This is a genomic window from Amycolatopsis cihanbeyliensis (genome assembly GCF_006715045.1).
GTDB classification, from domain to species: domain Bacteria; phylum Actinomycetota; class Actinomycetes; order Mycobacteriales; family Pseudonocardiaceae; genus Amycolatopsis; species Amycolatopsis cihanbeyliensis.
In genome coordinates this window covers 204,448-220,829 of the sequence record NZ_VFML01000002.1, presented here as the reverse complement: position 1 = coordinate 220,829, position 16,382 = coordinate 204,448, and the positions used below count along the sequence as shown (strand labels likewise).

The 16,382-nt window shown below is 70.6% G+C and carries 17 protein-coding genes; 10 read left to right on the top strand and 7 right to left on the bottom strand.

Features of this window, described 5'->3' with window-relative positions; all coding sequences use genetic code 11:
* Positions 1–119 precede the first annotated feature (119 nt).
* Positions 120–683 (top strand): snapalysin family zinc-dependent metalloprotease, encoded by a 564-nt coding sequence (locus FB471_RS29545; RefSeq protein WP_246076784.1) that lies wholly within the window; start codon positions 120–122, stop codon positions 681–683.
* On the opposite strand, the gene FB471_RS29540 is transcribed toward FB471_RS29545, so the two are convergent.
* The 7 genes from FB471_RS29540 to FB471_RS29510 all read right to left on the bottom strand — a co-directional run bounded on the left by FB471_RS29540 (position 656) and on the right by FB471_RS29510 (position 6,024).
* Complete coding sequence (locus FB471_RS29540) at positions 656–2,350, bottom strand: flavin-containing monooxygenase (RefSeq protein WP_142002963.1); 1,695 nt, start codon at positions 2,348–2,350, stop codon at positions 656–658. The two genes, FB471_RS29545 and FB471_RS29540, sit on opposite strands and share 28 nt — an antisense overlap.
* Complete coding sequence (locus FB471_RS29535) at positions 2,347–2,961, bottom strand: acetoacetate decarboxylase family protein (protein WP_142002961.1); 615 nt, start codon at positions 2,959–2,961, stop codon at positions 2,347–2,349. Before FB471_RS29535 ends, FB471_RS29540 begins: the two co-directional genes overlap by 4 nt.
* Before the next feature lie 6 nt (positions 2,962–2,967).
* Positions 2,968–3,807 carry an enoyl-CoA hydratase-related protein gene (locus tag FB471_RS29530; protein WP_142002959.1) on the bottom strand — a complete coding sequence of 280 codons (840 nt, stop codon included), beginning with the start codon at positions 3,805–3,807 and terminating at the stop codon, positions 2,968–2,970.
* An 87-nt stretch (positions 3,808–3,894) separates the two neighbouring features.
* On the bottom strand, positions 3,895–4,446 hold the full coding sequence (locus FB471_RS29525) for a hypothetical protein (protein ID WP_142002957.1): 552 nt from the start codon (positions 4,444–4,446) through the stop codon (positions 3,895–3,897).
* 2 nt (positions 4,447–4,448) lie between these two features.
* A complete protein-coding gene (locus tag FB471_RS29520; RefSeq protein WP_142002955.1) occupies positions 4,449–4,652 on the bottom strand; it encodes a DUF397 domain-containing protein in 204 nt (67 codons plus the stop codon).
* A gap of 12 nt (positions 4,653–4,664) precedes the next feature.
* Positions 4,665–4,874 carry a hypothetical protein gene (locus FB471_RS29515; protein ID WP_142002953.1) on the bottom strand — a complete coding sequence of 70 codons (210 nt, stop codon included), beginning with the start codon at positions 4,872–4,874 and terminating at the stop codon, positions 4,665–4,667.
* Between the two features lie 205 nt (positions 4,875–5,079).
* Positions 5,080–6,024 carry an alpha/beta hydrolase gene (locus tag FB471_RS29510; protein ID WP_170221049.1) on the bottom strand — a complete coding sequence of 315 codons (945 nt, stop codon included), beginning with the start codon at positions 6,022–6,024 and terminating at the stop codon, positions 5,080–5,082.
* A gap of 133 nt (positions 6,025–6,157) precedes the next feature.
* Here FB471_RS29510 and FB471_RS29505 point away from each other — a divergent pair, with 133 nt between their 5' ends.
* From FB471_RS29505 to FB471_RS29465, 9 genes are all read left to right on the top strand, one after another.
* The gene (locus tag FB471_RS29505; RefSeq protein WP_142002949.1) at positions 6,158–6,946 is read left to right on the top strand and encodes a TIGR03084 family metal-binding protein; all 789 of its coding nucleotides are present in this window, start codon (positions 6,158–6,160) and stop codon (positions 6,944–6,946) included.
* Positions 6,943–8,637, top strand: coding sequence for an acyclic terpene utilization AtuA family protein (locus FB471_RS29500; RefSeq protein WP_142002947.1), 1,695 nt, complete (start codon positions 6,943–6,945; stop codon positions 8,635–8,637). The genes FB471_RS29505 and FB471_RS29500 overlap by 4 nt, the downstream gene beginning before the upstream one ends.
* Entirely contained in the window at positions 8,634–9,785 is a 1,152-nt protein-coding gene (locus FB471_RS29495; RefSeq protein WP_142002945.1) for an acyl-CoA dehydrogenase family protein, read from the top strand. The genes FB471_RS29500 and FB471_RS29495 overlap by 4 nt, the downstream gene beginning before the upstream one ends.
* Positions 9,782–11,380 (top strand): acyl-CoA carboxylase subunit beta, encoded by a 1,599-nt coding sequence (locus FB471_RS29490; RefSeq protein ID WP_211358287.1) that lies wholly within the window; start codon positions 9,782–9,784, stop codon positions 11,378–11,380. Before FB471_RS29495 ends, FB471_RS29490 begins: the two co-directional genes overlap by 4 nt.
* 9 nt (positions 11,381–11,389) lie before the next feature.
* Positions 11,390–13,351 (top strand): acetyl/propionyl/methylcrotonyl-CoA carboxylase subunit alpha, encoded by a 1,962-nt coding sequence (locus tag FB471_RS29485; RefSeq protein WP_142002943.1) that lies wholly within the window; start codon positions 11,390–11,392, stop codon positions 13,349–13,351.
* A 3-nt stretch (positions 13,352–13,354) separates the two neighbouring features.
* Entirely contained in the window at positions 13,355–14,551 is a 1,197-nt protein-coding gene (locus FB471_RS29480) for an acyl-CoA dehydrogenase family protein (protein ID WP_142002941.1), read from the top strand.
* Positions 14,552–14,574: 23 nt separating this feature from the next.
* Positions 14,575–15,408 (top strand): SDR family oxidoreductase, encoded by an 834-nt coding sequence (locus FB471_RS29475; protein ID WP_142002940.1) that lies wholly within the window; start codon positions 14,575–14,577, stop codon positions 15,406–15,408.
* Between the two features lie 6 nt (positions 15,409–15,414).
* Positions 15,415–16,038 (top strand): TetR/AcrR family transcriptional regulator, encoded by a 624-nt coding sequence (locus FB471_RS29470; RefSeq protein ID WP_142002939.1) that lies wholly within the window; start codon positions 15,415–15,417, stop codon positions 16,036–16,038.
* 114 nt (positions 16,039–16,152) lie between these two features.
* Positions 16,153–16,359, top strand: a complete 207-nt coding sequence (locus FB471_RS29465; protein ID WP_246076859.1) for a hypothetical protein — start codon at positions 16,153–16,155, stop codon at positions 16,357–16,359.
* Positions 16,360–16,382 lie beyond the last annotated feature (23 nt).

Below are 16,382 nucleotides of genomic sequence, written 5' to 3'. Positions count from 1 at the left end.
GTTGATGCGTTTCGCGGCATTATCTAGAATTCTACTCGCCCGGCCGAAGGTTCGGCGAATTCCATTCCGAATCCGGTTCCGGGAATTTCCCTGCCCCTGCACTTGCAAGGAGATCTCTCGTGTCCCCACGTAGTCACGCGCGTAGGTTCCTCGGCGTGCTGGTCGGCGTCCTGGCCGTTTTCGGCGTGCAGCTGACCGCCGCGACGACCGCGCAGGCCTCCTCCGAGGCCATGGCCAGGACGGTGTACTACAGCGCCAGCGCCTACTCCGCCGAGGCGGACCGGTCCGCGCAGATCTGGAACGACGCGGCCCCGAACCTGAACCTGGTGCGTGGCGGCAATGCCTCCATCCGGATCTACGCGACCACCGGCGGTGGTTCCCGTGCCTACCCGTGCGGCCTCGGCTGCGCGACCATCTACATCGACCGCAACGATGTCGCGCGGGGACACTACGCCCTGCGGATCGTCGCGCACGAGATCGGGCACGGCGTCGGGCTGCGGGACAACTACAACGGCATCTGCTCGTACCTGATGTCCGGCGGCAGCGCGGGAACCTCCTGCCGCAACCCGTACCCGAACGCCCAGGAGTCCGCCAGGGTGAACCAGCTGTTCGGCCGGTACGGGACCGCGGCGGCGGACCGGGTCGAAGCCGGTGTCTACGACCGGAGCCTGGTTTCCCACTGAGAGAGCGTCCGAGAACGGCGCTGATCTTTGACGGCGAGTAGGAGAACGCGCGCTCGGCGAAGCCCACGAGCGGCGAGGCGGGGCGCATAGCCTGCGAAGGTGACGATCGGGCCGAGTGCCCGAGCCCCGCCGAGCCGATCGTGCCGCGCGTTCCCAGACAAGCACGGAGCTTCGGCCCGCGCGGTGGTCCTCCTGGCGCCAGCCGGGGGACCACCGACGTGGTAGCTGGCCAGGTCGAGGCGCCGGGTGCGCCTGCGGTACTCCCAGGTGCGTCCCGGCCAGTTCGTCACCACCCTGCCGTGCTCGTTGCGGTACCAACTGCTGCACCGGGTCCACACGGAACCGGCGAGCCGCCGCTGGATCTCGGTGTCCCAGCTCCGCTCCTGTTCCGGCCGCACGTCCAGGTACCGGCCCGGATGCGCGGCGAGGTGCCGCACGGCCTGGCGGATGTAGCGCGCCTGGCTTTCCAGCATGTAGATGATGGAGCCGCCACCGAGGTTGGTGTTCGGCCCGTACATCAGGAACATGTTGGGGAACTCGGGAACACTGATGCCCAGGTAGGCGCGGGCGCCCCGGCTCCACCACTCGGCCAGTGGTGCGCCACCCAGCCCGTGGATCTCCATCGGCCGGAGCATGTCCACAGTGGCGAACCCGGTGCCGTAGATGATCACGTCAGCGGGGTGCTCGGTCCCGTCCCCGGTGCGCACGCCCGCCGGGGTGATGCCGGTGATCCGGTCGGTCACCACGGTCACGTTCGGCCGGGTGAGCGCGGGCAGGTAGTCGTTGCTGAACAGCACCCGCTTGCAGCCGAGCTCGTAGTCCGGCGTCAGCCTGGCGCGCAGCTGCGGGTCGGGGACACTCTCACGCAGGTGTTTCCTGGTCTGCCAGGAGAACAGGGGAGTGAGGCGCTGCCAGCGGGAGAGGCACTGTTGCGCGAACTCGGCGTAGAGCCAGAAGCCGAGCCGGTCGAGCTGTTGCAGCGGCGGGATCAGCCGGAAGATCCGGTGCGGCCAGCGGGCGTAGCCGTGGTCGCGCCGGGGCAGGACGTAGGGAGCCGAACGCTGGAATACGGTCAACTGCCGTACTGCTGGCTGGATCTCGGGGACGAACTGCACGGCACTGGCGCCGGTGCCGATGACGGCGACCCGCTTGCCGGTCAGGTCGTGCTCGTGGTCCCACCGCGCCGAGTGGAAGGAGTGCCCGCGGAAGCTGTCGATCCCGGGCAGCCGGGGGAGAGCAGGCCGGGACAGCTGGCCCACCGCGGGGATGAAGGCGGCCGCGGTGAAGGTGCCGCCTCCCACCGTGTGCACCCGCCAGTGTCCGGTGGTCTCGTCGAACCGGGCCGCGTCCACCTCCATGCCGAACCTGATGTGCTCCAGCACGCCGTACTTGCGTGCGGTACGGGCGAGGTAGGCGTGGATATCGCGCTGCCCGGCGTAGCGGCGCGGCCAGCGTTCGGTGCGTTCGAAGGAGAAGGAGTACAGCGGGGACGGTACGTCGCAGGCCGCGCCGGGATAGGTGTTCTCCCGCCACACCCCGCCAAGGTCGGCCGCCCGCTCCAGGATGACGAAGTCGTGCATCCCGGCGCGTTTCAGCTCGATGGCCGTCGCGACACCGCCGAAGCCGGCGCCGACGATCAGCGCGGTGGTGTGCCCGGCCGCGGTCATTCCTTGGCTCCGAAGTGGAGGTCGAAGTCCTCGAGTTGGGCGCTGAACAGCGGCCTGCGCCCGGCGAGGTAACCGAGCGGACCGTCCGGGTTGAGGTTCCAGCTCGCGCTGGCGAGGCGGGGCCTGCCGCGGGCGCGCACCGGGCTGCGCAGTACGGCCCCGTCGGCGGACTGCGCGACGGTGAACCGGCTCGGCGTGCTCACCGGTGGGCCTGACCTGGGCACGAAGGCGGCGGTCGCGATCCAGTCGGAGCCGGTGGCCGCCGTGCCGGTGAAGGCACGACCGTGGTGGAACTCGAGACCCGCCGGCTCCTTCGGGATGCCCCACAACTCCCGGCCCCCGGCGAGGGATGCCTCGCTGTCCACCCAGATCTCGGTGACCGTCGCGGTGGTGCCCGGACCGCGTACCGCGACGCAGGCCAGCAACTCGTGATAGGACAGCTGCCCGCCCTGCTGGTAGTCGATCCAGGCGGTGACCACCAGCGCCCTGCCCAGCACGACGAGCGGGTCTACTTCGGACGGGACGCGAGGCAGTTCAGCGGCTGGCACCTGCCAGGTGGAAAGGTAGGCCTGCCCGGTCAGGTGCCAGGGTTGTGGTGGGTACTCGGGCATCGGCGCTCACTCCCGCAGCCAGGGCAGGTAGCCGGGTAGGTCGGCGTTCACCTTCAGGCCGAACTCCGGTTGGCGCTTCTGCAGGAAGGACAACACGCCCTCGACCGAGTCCGGGTTGTGCATGATTCCCGCGATGAGCTTGGAGTCCAGCTCGTGCACCGGAAACGGTGAGTCCATACTGGACATACGGTAGAGCAGCTGCCGGGTGACGGCAACCGAGACGGGTGCGGTGTTCGCGGCCAGGTCGGCGGCCAGCTCGTAGGCCCGGTCCAGCAGCTCCTCCGGTGGGTGCAGCCGATGTACCAGCCCGGCGGCCTCGGCCTCCTCGGCATCGAACACCCGGCCGCTGATCATCCAGTCCATCGCCCGGCCCAGGCCGACCAGGCGGGGCAGGAACCAGGCCGAGGCGCCCTCCGGGTAGATCCCGCGCCGCACGAACACGAAACCGAACTTGGCATCGGTGGCGGCGAGCCGGTAGTCGGCGGACAGGGTGATCGTGACGCCACCGCCGATGGCCGCGCCCCGGATGGCGGCGATCACCGGCTTGTTCATCAGGAAGATGCGCTTGGAGCAGCGGCCGGCGGGCTCCTGCCACTGCGGGTCGGGTCCCTGCTCGGCGTCGAAGTCGAAACCGCCCTGGGAGAGATCGGCGCCCACGGAGAAGTCCCGGCCCTCGCCGGTGAGTACGACGACCCGGACCTCCTCGTCGTTGTCGGCGCGGTCGAAGGCCTCGGCCAGTTCGTCGGCCATGCGCACGGTGTAGCCGTTGCGCGCCTCCGGGCGGTTCAGCGCGACCGTGGCGATCCGGTCGGCTACCGCATAGGTGATCTCGGCGTACTCGGTCACGCTGTCTCCTTCGACGGGCGAGTACCGCCACGGTATTGCACCGTCACCTTGCTGGCAACCTGTCAATAAGCGAACGGATTCGCTCACTTACCTTGCCGTCGTGGATGGCGGCGCAACGTCGACCGCCTTGCGGCATGCTTCGTGTTCGCCCACCGGTGGGTCGCAGGGTTCACTCTTACCGCGGACAAGGTTCACCGGGGACCAGTACACCGGGAACCGCGCGACGAGTCCCTCCTCGGTCCGGGTCACGGAGAAGTCGGTCTCGTACCGGCTGCCGTCCGCCCTGGTGCCCGCGAGCTCGAGGATGAGCTCCGGGTCGCCTTCCTGTCGCCGGGTGGCGGTCACCTCCGGCGGGCGCGGACCGGGCTTCCATCCCTCCCGACTGGCGTCGCGAAGGAAGATGTCGCACATCCCCCGATGATCCGGCAGTTGTGCGCAGAGGGCCTCGTACTCGCCAGCCTGGCTCAGCCGCACGGCCTCGGCGAGTACCGCCTCCGCCTCGGCCCGCTGTACCGGCGACAGCGGTTCCGCGTCCGGGCGCTCGATGCGCTCATGCACGAACACCGCCACGATCGCGAAGCCCAGGATCAGCACGATCACGACACCCGCGCGCGGCCAGTCGCGGCGCGTTCCGCCCATCCTCAGCCGAGGTGCGGTGGCAAATCGAACACGCCGAGCTTCTGTCCCTTGGTGTGCGACTCCCATTCGGCGAGGGTGACGGAGAGCGTGCCCGCCTCCGGGTGGTTGGAGTTGCGGACCAGGACCGCGTTCTCGGTCAGCATGACCTCGACGCAGCTACTCCCGTTGGCGGAGTGCTTGGTCCATACGTTGGGCTGCAAAGACATCGACTGCTCGTTTCAGTGGTCGCTTGCGATGCCCTCCATCATATCGACGCTCGTCAGCGGATCGAGGGCCTTGGTGCGGACATCGTCGAACTTCGCGAGCGCCTCGGTGACCGCCGAGTCCCGCTCGCCGATTGTAGTGTCCACGCAGGTGATCTGAGGGATCGAGCCGTCGAAGGTGTAGATAGTGACGGTGGCGCCGATCAGTTCGTGCTTCGCAAGCATGGCACCCAGGGGACTTTTCGTGGCCGCGTGGCCGACCGTGACGCGATACGAGCACAGCCTACGACTGGATGGCGACCACGACCGCGTCTGGGTTCTCCGCGGTCGATCTTGATCGGCCACCGGAACGGCAAACTCGCGTACGTGGGGAGCAAACTCGCGTACGTGGGCGGCAAACACGGTTACCTGGGGGGCAAACACGGTGGGGTCAGGGGGTGGCGGTGCGGAGGAACTCGGCGGCGGAGCGGAGGGCCTGGCGGCCTTCCGGGACGAAGTCGGCGAAGGCCTGGAACACGTGGATCTGGCCGGGCCACACCTGGAGCTCGGTGGGGACGCCCGCGGCCTGTGCCGAGTCGGCGAGTCGTTGTGCGTCGCCGAGCAGGCATTCGGTGTCGCCGACCTGGATCAGCAGCGGCGGCCAGCCCGTCTTCTCCGCGCGCAGCACGTCCAGTCTGGGGTGCGCGACATCGACGCCGCGGGCGTAGGCGTCCCGGCACTTCTCGATATAGGACGGTGGGACGAAGGGATCGCGGGAACCGGTGTCCCTGCGGTGCAACTCGGTGAGGTCGAAGTCGATCCACGGGGACAGCAGCAGCGCCGCCGCCGGTTGCGGCAGGCCCTCGCGGGCGAGGTCCGCGAGCAGGCTCGCGGTGAGCTGCCCGCCTGCCGAGTCACCGGCCACGGTCACCTTCTCCGGCGGGAAACCCTTCGCCAGCAGCAGCCGGTACGCCGCCAGCGCGTCATCGGCCGCGGCCGGGAACGGGTGCTCCGGGGCACGCCGGTAGTCCAGCAGGAACACCGGCATGCCCGTCCTCCTGGACAGCCGGTAGCCCAGCGCCCGGTGTGAGCGCGGCGAGCCGAACACGAACCCGCCGCCATGCAGGTACAGCACCACCCCGGCTGCCGGGCTGGCACCGGCCGCGCGCATCCACACCCCGCGCAGCGTCCCGTAGCGGGCCGGCCAGGCGCGGGTGCCACGGGGGAGCGGTTTCAGCCCCGCGCTGTCGGCGGTGCGGCGCAGCGCACGCAACTGGTAGCCCTGCGGGGAACTGCGGTCGCCGAGTGGTCGCACCCGGCTGGCGAACATCCGCCTGAGCTGCACACTCTGCGAGCTCGGCCGGGCGTTCGCCAGGTCGGTGCCGGTGGGTTGCATAGCGGATACCTCCCTGGACGGGTCCTTATTACTACACAGTAGGTTCGGTTGAGGCAAAACAAGCATGCACGCTTGATTTTTACTTGGCAGGGTGCCAGGCTCGCCGTAGACGGCACGAGGAGGTGGCAGCCCAGTGGCGGATCTCGGGGCGATCCTGGACGACCTCGCGGCCGAGAGCGGCGAGCTCGACGGGCTCGTGGCCGCCCTGCCCGCGGCGGAATGGTCCCGCCCGACCCCGGCGGCCGGCTGGACGATCGCGCACCAGATCGCCCACCTGGCCTGGACCGACGACGAGGCGCTGATCGCGGCGAACCGCCCGGCTGAGTTCCCGGCCGAGGTGGAGAAGGCCCTCGCCGATCCCGGATTCGTCGACACGGGTGCCGAGGAGGGCAGCGGGCTCCCACCCGGTGAGCTGCTGGACCGCTGGCGCCGCGGGCGCGCCGAGCTGGCGGCGGCGCTGGCGGCCGTGCCGGAGGGCACCAAGGTTCCGTGGTTCGGCCCGCCGATGAGCCCGGCCTCGATGGGCAGCGCGCGGATGATGGAGACCTGGGCGCACGGCCAGGATGTCGCCGACACGCTCGGCGTGCACAGGGAACCCACCGGTAGGCTGTGGCATATCGCCCGGTTCGGCGTGCGTACCAGGGACTTCGCCTTCGGCCTCAACTCGCTGGCCCCACCAGCCGAGGAGTTCCGGGTGGAGCTGACCGCCCCGGACGGGGACACCTGGACCTTCGGCCCCGCGACGGCCACCCAGCGGCTCACCGGCGGCGCGCTGGACTTCTGCCTGGTGGTCACCCAGCGGCGGCATCCGGCCGACACCGACCTGCGGCCCGAGGGCGAGGACGTGCGGCGGTGGCTCGGGATCGCCCAGGCCTTCGCCGGTCCACCCGGAAGCGGGCGAGAGGCAGGCCAGTTCACATGACCGACCCGATCCGCATCGGTAACGCCTCCGGTTTCTACGGCGACCGGTTCGCCGCGGTGCACGAGATGCTCACCGGCGGACCGCTGGATGTACTGACCGGTGACTACCTCGCCGAGCTCACCATGCTGATCCTCGGCAGGGACCGGATGAAGAACCCGGAACGCGGTTACGCCAAGACCTTCCTCCGGCAGATGGAGGACAATCTCGCGCTGGCCAAGGAGAAACGGGTCAAGATCGTGGTCAACGCGGGCGGTCTCAACCCGGCCGGGCTCGCGGCCGCGCTGCGCGAGCTGGCGCAGCGGCTGGGCGTGGACACCGCCATAGCCCACGTCGAGGGCGACGATCTGCTCCCGCGGGCCGCCGAGCTGGGCTTCGGCAGCCCGCTCACCGCCAACGCCTACCTCGGCGCCTTCGGCATCGCGGAATGCCTGCGCGCTGGCGCGGACGTGGTGGTCACCGGCCGGGTCACCGACGCCTCCCTGGTGGCCGGGCCCGCCGCGGCCCACTTCGGCTGGCAGCGCACCGACCTCGACGCGCTGGCCGGTGCCGTCGCCGCCGGGCACATCATCGAATGCGGCGCCCAGGCCACCGGCGGCAACTACGCCTTCTTCACCGAGCACGAGATCGGCACCCCCGGGTTCCCGATCGCCGAGGTGCACGCGGACGGCTCCAGCGTGATCACCAAGCACCCCGGAACCGGTGGGATGGTCACCACCGGCACGGTCACCGCGCAACTGCTGTACGAGATCACCGGCGCCCGCTACGCAGGCCCGGACGTCACCACCCGGTTCGACGCCCTCACCCTCACCGAGGAGGGCCCGGACCGGGTGCGGGTCACCGGCGCGCGTGGCGAGCCGCCACCCCCGGAGCTGAAGGTGTGCCTGAACACCGTCGGCGGGTTCCGCAACGAGGTCACCTTCGTGCTGACCGGCCTGGACATCGAACGCAAGGCCGAGCTGGTACGCGCGCAGCTGGAGCGCGGGATCGCGGGCAACCGGCCCGCCGAGGTGCGCTGGCGGCTGGCCCGCACCGACCACGCCGACGCCGACACCGAGCAGCGCGCCAGCGCCCTGTTGCAGTGCGTGGTGAAGGACCCGGACGCGCAGATGACCGGGCGGGCGTTCAGCGGGGCCGCGATCGAACTGGCGCTGGCCAGCTACCCCGGCTTCCATGTCACGGCCCCGCCGTCGGACGCCTCCCCGTACGGCGTCTACACCGCGGGCTTCGTGGCCGCAGGCGAGGTAGCGCATCTCGCGGTGCTGCCGGACGGATCCACAGTGGACATACCGCATCCCGGATCGACCGCCACTCTGTCGGAGGTGGCAGACCCGCCGCTGCCGGAACCGCTGACAGGAGGCGCCACCCGGCGGGTGCCGCTGGGCACGATCGCCGCGGCCCGCAGCGGGGACAAGGGCGGCAGTGCGAACGTCGGCGTGTGGGTGCGCTCGGAAGCCGCGTGGCGCTGGCTGGCGCACGCGCTGACCGTCGAGGAGTTCCGGCGGCTGCTGCCGGAGACCGCATCCCTGCCGGTGCGCAGGTACCTGCTGCCCAACCTGTACGCGCTGAACTTCGTGGTCGAGGACATCCTCGGCGAGGGTGTCTCGGCGCAGGCCCGGTTCGACCCGCAGGCCAAGGCACTCGGCGAGTGGCTGCGGGCTCGGTACGTCGATATTCCGGAGGAAATCCTGTGAGTACCGATCCACTGAAGACGCCGGAACGCCTTGAGCTGCGCAAGACGGTGCGGCGGTTCGTGGAGCGCGAGGTGCTGCCGCACCTTGACGAGTGGGAACGCGCCGGGGAACTGCCGCGGGACCTGCACCGCAAGGCCGGTGAGATCGGGCTGCTCGGGGTCGCCTTCCCGGGCAGCGCTGGGGGCGGCGACGGCGACTACCTGGACGCGCTCACGGTCACCGAGGAGATCCACTACGCGGGCGGGTCCGGCGGCCTGATCGCCTCGCTGTTCACCTGCGGGATCGCCGTGCCACACATCGTCTCCGCCGGAGATCCCGCGCAGATCGAGCGCTGGGTGCGGCCCACCCTGGCCGGGGACCTGATCGGCTCGCTGGCGGTGACCGAACCGGACGGCGGCTCGGACGTGTCCTCGGTACGCACCACCGCACGCCGGGATGGCGAGCACTACGTGGTGAACGGGTCCAAGACCTTCATCACCTCCGGCGCCCGCGCCGACTTCGTGACCACCGTGGTGCGGACAGGGGACCCGGGTGCGCACGGCCTGTCCCTGCTGGTGGTGGAGCGGGGCACGCCAGGGTTCACGGTCACCCGCAGGCTGGAGAAGATGGGCTGGAACTGCTCGGACACCGCCGAGCTGTCCTATGTGGATGTCCAGGTTCCCGCGGAGAACCTCGTCGGCGCGGAGGGCAGCGGCTTCGGCCAGCTGGCCACCCACTTCGTCACCGAGCGACTTTCCCTCGCCGTGCAGGCCTACGCCACCGCGCAGCGGGCGCTGGACCTCACGCTGGACTGGTGCCGGCTGCGGGAGACCTTCGGCCGGCCACTGATCTCCCGGCAGTTGGTGCAGCACAAGCTGGTCGAGATGGCGCGGCGGGTGGACGTGGCCCGCGGCTACACCCGGCAGGTCGCCCTGCGGCACGTGGCGGGGGAGGACGTGATAGCTGAGGCGTGTTTCGCCAAGAACACCGCGGTCGAGGCGGGGGAGTGGGTGGTGAACGAAGCGGTCCAGCTGCACGGCGGCCTCGGCTACCTCCGCGAGGCCGAGGTGGAGCGGCACTACCGCGACATCCGGATACTGGGCATCGGCGGCGGGACCAACGAGATCCTTGCCGGCCTTGCCGCGAAACGATTGGGATTTCACGCATGACCGTGTGGAAGTCCGTAGTGGACACGACATCCCCGGAGTTCACCGCGAACCGGGAGGCGATGCTGGAGAAGCTGGCCGAGGTCGAGGCCGAGCACGCCAAGGCGATCGAGGGCGGCGGGGAGAAGTACGTCGAGCGGCACCGCAAGCGGGGCAAGCTGCTCGCCCGCGAGCGGATCGAGCTGCTGATCGACGAGGACTCGCCGTTCCTCGAGCTCTCGCCACTGGCAGCGTGGGGCTCGGACTACCGCGTGGGCGGCAGCATGGTCGCCGGGATCGGCGTGGTCGAGGGCGTCGAATGCATGATCATCGCCAGTGACCCGACGGTCAAGGGCGGTGCGATGAACCCGCACAGCCTGAAGAAGGGTTTCCGTGCCGCCGACATCGCCGAGCGGAACCGGCTGCCCACGATCAACCTGGTGGAGTCCGGCGGCGCCGACCTTCCCGCACAGAAGGAGATCTTCATCCCCGGCGGGCGCACCTTCCGTGATCTCACCCACTCCTCGGCGCGCAAGATCCCGACCGTGGCGCTGGTGTTCGGTAACTCCACCGCCGGAGGTGCCTACCTGCCGGGGATGTCCGACTACGTGGTGATGGTCAAGGAACGCGCGAAGGTGTTCCTCGGCGGCCCGCCGCTGGTGAAGATGGCCACCGGGGAGGAGTCCGACGACGAGTCCCTCGGTGGGGCGGAGATGCACGCTCGCACCTCGGGGCTGGCCGACTACCTCGCGGTGGATGAGCAGGACGCGATCCGGCTCGGCCGGAGCATCATCCGCAGGCTCAACTGGCACAAGCAGGGCCCGGCCCCGAAGCCGGACCACGAGGAGCCACGCTACGACACCGAGGACCTGCTCGGCATCGTGCCGCCCGACCTGAAGGTGCCGTTCGAGCCACGTGAGGTGATCGCCCGCGTGGTGGACAGCTCGGACTTCGACGAGTTCAAGCCGCTGTACGGCAGCAGCCTGGTCACCGGCTGGGCGCAGGTGCACGGCTACCCGGTCGGCATCCTCGCCAACGCGCAGGGGGTGCTGTTCAGCGAGGAGTCGCAGAAGGCCACCCAGTTCATCCAGCTGGCCAACCAGAACGACACCCCGCTGGTCTTCCTGCACAACACCACCGGCTACATGGTCGGCAAGTCCTACGAGCAGGCCGGGATCATCAAGCACGGCGCGATGATGATCAACGCGGTGTCCAACTCCACCGTGCCGCACATCTCGGTGCTGATGGGCGCTTCCTACGGCGCCGGGCACTACGGCATGTGCGGCCGCGCCTACGACCCGCGGTTCCTGTTCGCCTGGCCCAGCGCCAAGTCCGCGGTGATGGGGGCCCAGCAGCTCGCCGGTGTGCTGTCGATCGTGGCCAGGCAGGCCGCTCAGAGCAGGGGTCAGGAGTACAGCGAGGAGAACGACACGGCCATGCGCGCGATGGTCGAGGGCCAGATCGAGGCCGAGTCGCTGCCGATGTTCCTGTCCGGGATGCTCTACGACGACGGGATCATTGACCCGCGGGATACCAGGACCGTGCTCGGGCTCAGCCTCTCCGCGATCCACAACGGACCAGTCAAGGGCGCCGAGGGCTTCGGCGTCTTCCGGATGTAGGGGGACGCGTTGATCGAGAATCTGCTGGTCGCCAACCGCGGGGAGATCGCGCTGCGGGTGTTCCGCACCTGCCGGGATGCCGGGATCGGCACCGTGGCGGTGTACTCCGACGCCGATGCGGCCTCCCCGCACGTCACCGGGGCCGATGCCGCCGTACGGCTGCCTGGCAACGCGCCCTCCGACACCTACCTGCGCGCCGACCTGCTGCTGGACGCCGCGCGCAGGGCCGGCGCGGACGCGGTGCACCCCGGGTACGGGTTCCTCTCGGAGAACGCGGCCTTCGCCCGTGCCGCGCTGGACGCGGGCCTGACCTGGGTCGGCCCGCCGCCGCAGGCCATCGAGACCATGGGCTCCAAGGTGGAGTCCAAGCGGCTGATGGCCAAAGCCGGCGTTCCGGTGCTGCCCGAGTTGGCCCCGGGGGAGGTGACCGAGGCCGATCTGCCCGTGCTGGTGAAGGCCTCCGCGGGTGGCGGCGGCCGGGGCATGCGGGTGGTGCGCGAGCTGGCCGACCTGCCGACCGCGGTGGACAGCGCGCGAGCCGAGGCGGAGTCGGCCTTCGGCGACCCGACCGTGTTCTGCGAGCGTTACCTGGACACCGGCCGGCACATCGAGGTGCAGGTGCTTGCCGATACGCACGGCACGGTATGGGCGCTCGGGGAACGGGAGTGCTCGATCCAGCGCAGGCACCAGAAGGTGATCGAGGAGGCACCCTCGCCACTGGTGGACGCCGCCATGCGGGAGGAGCTGTTCGAAGCGGCCCGCAAGGCGGCCAAGGCGATCGACTACGTGGGCGCGGGAACCGTGGAGTTCCTGAGCACTTCCGACGGCCGGTTCTACTTCCTGGAGATGAACACCCGGCTGCAGGTGGAGCACCCGGTCACCGAGTGCACCACCGGCGTGGACCTGGTGGCCCGGCAACTGCGGGTCGCCGAGGGTGAGCGGCTGCCGCCGGCACCGCCGGAGCGTGCCGGGCACGCCATCGAGGTACGGCTGTACGCCGAGGATCCGTCCGCCGGATGGCAGCCGCAGAGCGGAACCCTGTACCGATTCGAGCTTCCCGGGATACGGGCGGAGTTCGCCGTCCCGGACGGCCACGGGCTGCGGTTGGACAGCGGGGTGGCTGACGGTTCGGAGATCGGGGTGCACTACGACCCGATGCTGGCCAAGGTGGTCGCCTGGGCGCCGGACCGCGCGGGCGCGGCCCGCATGCTGGCCGGGGCGCTGGCAAGGGCCCGGATCCACGGGGTGGTGACCAACCGCGACCTGCTGGTGAACGTGTTGCGACACCCGGCCTTCCGCGCCGGGGACATCGATACCGCCTTCTTCGACCGGCACGGGCTGGACACCCTCGCCCGCCCGCTGGCGGGCGGGGAGCACGTCCGGCTGTCCGCGCTGGCCGCCGCGCTGGCCGAGGCCGCGGCGAACCGGGCCGCGGCACCGGTGCAGCGCGGCCTGCCCAGCGGCTGGCGGAACGTGCCCGGCGCCGACCAGCGCAAGTCCTACCGGGTCGGTGGGGAGGACCACGAGGTCGCCTACCGGCTGACCCGCTCCGGCCTGCGCGCCGCGGCCCATCCGGACACCGCGCTGGTCGAGTCGACCCCGGATCGGGTGGTGCTGGCGACCGGCGGGGTGCGACGGACCTTCCTCATCGGCCGCTACCCGGGGTTGGTCGCGGTGGACTCGCCGCTCGGGCCGGTGAGCCTGACCCCGCTGCCCCGGTTCGCCGATCCGGATTCCCAACTGGCCGCCGGCTCGCTCCTGGCGCCGATGCCGGGCACGGTGCTCCGGGTTGCGGTGTCCGAAGGGGACAGTGTCACGGCAGGGGAACCGTTGCTGTGGCTGGAGGCGATGAAGATGGAGCACCAGATCACCGCGCCGGCCGACGGCGTGGTCACCGACCTGCCGGTCACCGCGGGCCGGCAGGTCGAGCTCGGCGCGGTCCTCGCGGTCGTGCGGACACCAGAGGAGTAGGACGTGGATTTCACCGAACCCGAAGAGCGGCAGGCTCTGCGCAAGGCGGTCGCCGAGCTCGGCGCGAGCTACGGTCACGAGTACTACCGCACGCAGGCACGCGGCGGTGGGCACACCGACCGGCTGTGGGACGAGGCGGGGCGGCTCGGCTACCTCGGGGTCGCCGTGCCCGAGGAGTACGGCGGCGGGGGCGCGGGCATCGGGGACCTGGCTGCGGTGTGCGAGGAGTTCTGTGCGGCCGGCACCCCGATGCTGCTGATGGTGGTCTCCCCGGCGATCTGCGCCACGGTGATCGCCCGGTTCGGCACCGAGGAGCAGAAGCGGCAGTGGCTGCCCGGCTTCGCCGTCGGCCAGGTGCGGATGGCCTTCGCCATCACCGAACCGGACGCCGGGTCGAACTCGCACCGGATCACCACCACCGCGCGGCGGGAGAACAGTGGGGGTCCCCCCGCCAATGGGGGCGTAGCCGGCGGGGGAGGCTGGGTGCTGTCCGGGCGCAAGGTGTTCATCTCCGGGGTGGACGAGGCCGACGCCGTGCTGGTCGTCGGGCGCACCGAGGATGCCAGGACCGGCAAGCTCAAGCCCGCGCTGTACATCGTGCCCACCGACGCGCCCGGTTTCGAGTACCGGCAGATCGAGATGGACGTGATCTCCGCCGACCGCCAGTTCGAGCTGTTCCTGGACGAGGTCCCGCTGCCGGCGGACGCGCTGGTCGGCTCCGAGGACGCGGCCATCGCGCAGCTGTTCGCCGGGCTCAACCCGGAACGCATCATGGGCGCCTCCTTCTCCCTCGGCATCGCCAGGTATGCCCTGGACCGCGCGGTGCGCTACGCGGGGGAGCGCAAGGTGTGGGACACGCCGATCGGTGCGCACCAGGGGCTGGCCCACCCGCTCGCCGAGATCAAGGTCGAGCTGGAGCTGGCCAAGCTGATGACCCAGAAGGCCGCCACGCTGTACGACGCCGGGGACGACTTCGGCGCGGGGGAGGCGGCCAACATGGCCAAGTACGCGGGCGCCGAGGTGGCCATCCGAGCCGTGGACCAGGCCGTGCAGGTACACGGCGGTAACGGGCTCGCCGCCGAGTACGGCCTCGGCGCGCTGATCGCCGCGGCCAGGGTGGGCCGGATCGCACCTGTGAGCAGGGAGATGGTGCTGAACTTCGTCGCGCAGCATAGTCTCGGACTACCCAAGTCCTACTAAGCGGTAGCTAAGGAGTCGACAACGTGAGCACGCTGGCGGGCAAGACCCTCATCATGTCCGGCGGGAGCAGGGGAATCGGCGAGGCCATCGCGCTGCGCGCCGCCGCGGACGGCGCGAACGTCGCGCTGATCGCCAAGACCACCGAGCCGCACCCGAAGCTGCCCGGCACCATCCACACCGCGGCCAGGGCCGTCGAGGAGGCAGGCGGGCAGGCCCTGCCGATCGTGGGTGACATCCGCGACGACGAGGCCGTGGCCGCCGCGGTGGAGCGGACGGCCGAGCAGTTCGGCGGCATCGACGTGGTGGTGAACAACGCCAGCGCGATCGACCTGACCCCGTCGGAGTCGATCGGGATGAAGCGCTACGACCTGATGCAGGACATCAACTGCCGTGGCTCCTTCCTGCTGTCCAGGACCGCGATCCCGCACCTGCGCAGGGCGGCGAACCCGCACATCCTCACGCTCTCGCCGCCGATCAGCCTGGACGAGAAGTGGTTCACCGCGGGCCACCTCGCCTACAGCATCGCCAAGTACTCGATGAGCCTGGTCACCGTCGGGCTGGCCGCCGAGCTGCGGGAGGACGGGATCGCGGCCAACTCGCTGTGGCCGCGTACCACGATCGACACGGCCGCGATCCGCAACGTCGTGGGCGCCGAGCTGGCCAACAAGTCCCGTACCCCGGAGATCATGGCCGACTCGGCCTATGTGATCGTCACCAAGCTCAGCAGCGAGGTGACCGGCAACTTCTTCATCGACGACGAGGTGCTGGCCGCGGAAGGGGTCACCGACCTCGCGAAGTACCGGCTCTGCGAGCGGGAGGAGGACCTGCAGCTCGACTTCTGGGTCGAGCCAGCCTGAGAACACATGCGGGAACCACGCCAGGAACGCAGTAGGACCACTCGGCGACGGCTGATGCAGGCCGCCGTCGAGTGCCTTGGCGAGCTGGGCTGGAACGGCACCACGGTGGCGGTGATCGCGGAACGGGCAGGCGTCTCCCGCGGGGCGGCCCAGCACCACTTCCCGACCAGGGAGGACCTGGTCACCGCGGCCGTCGCGCACGTGGGCGACAAGCAGATCGTGGAGCTGCGGGCGCGGGCGGCCGCGCTGCCGAGCGGGCCGTCCCGGGCCGAACCGGTGGCGCGGATGCTGCTCGACCTCTACACCGGACCGATGTTCCGCGCCGCGCTGCATCTGTGGGTCGCCGCGTCCACCGACGAGGCGTTACGTGGGGTGCTGGTGCCGCTGGAGGCCCGCGTCGGGCGTGAGGTGCATCGCGTGGCGCTCGAGCTGCTGGGCGCGGACGAGTCGCGGCCGGGGGTGCGGGAGACCGTGCAGGCCACCCTCGACCTCGCCCGCGGGCTCGGGCTGGCGAACCTGCTCACCGACGACACCCGGCGGCGCGGGCAGATCGCCCGGCAGTGGGCGCGGATCCTCGAGCCCGCGGTCGGCGCACCCGCCGGAACCGCCGGTGCCGCCGCCCCGTCATAACCGGGGCCCGCCGCCGTCGCATCCGTGAGCGGCGGTGATTCCATGATTTTCAGCCTGAGGGGGCGAGCTCCGGTGCCGGCGTACCCACGCGAACTCAACCATCGAGCCAGGGCCATGCTGCGTGCGGTGGCCGCGCGCAGGGCGCTGATGTCCTGCAGCTGCGAGCCCGATCTGTTCGTGGACGGTGTGGCCTGCTGCGACCAGCTGACCGCGCACGAGCTGGCACGGCACGGGCTGATCCGGCCCGCGAGCCCGGGAAACGCGGGCGCACGGGTGCCCGCCGAGCTCACCGCGGCGGGCGAGGCCGCGCTGGCCGGGTGATCACCGCGTTGCCGGCCGGTGGC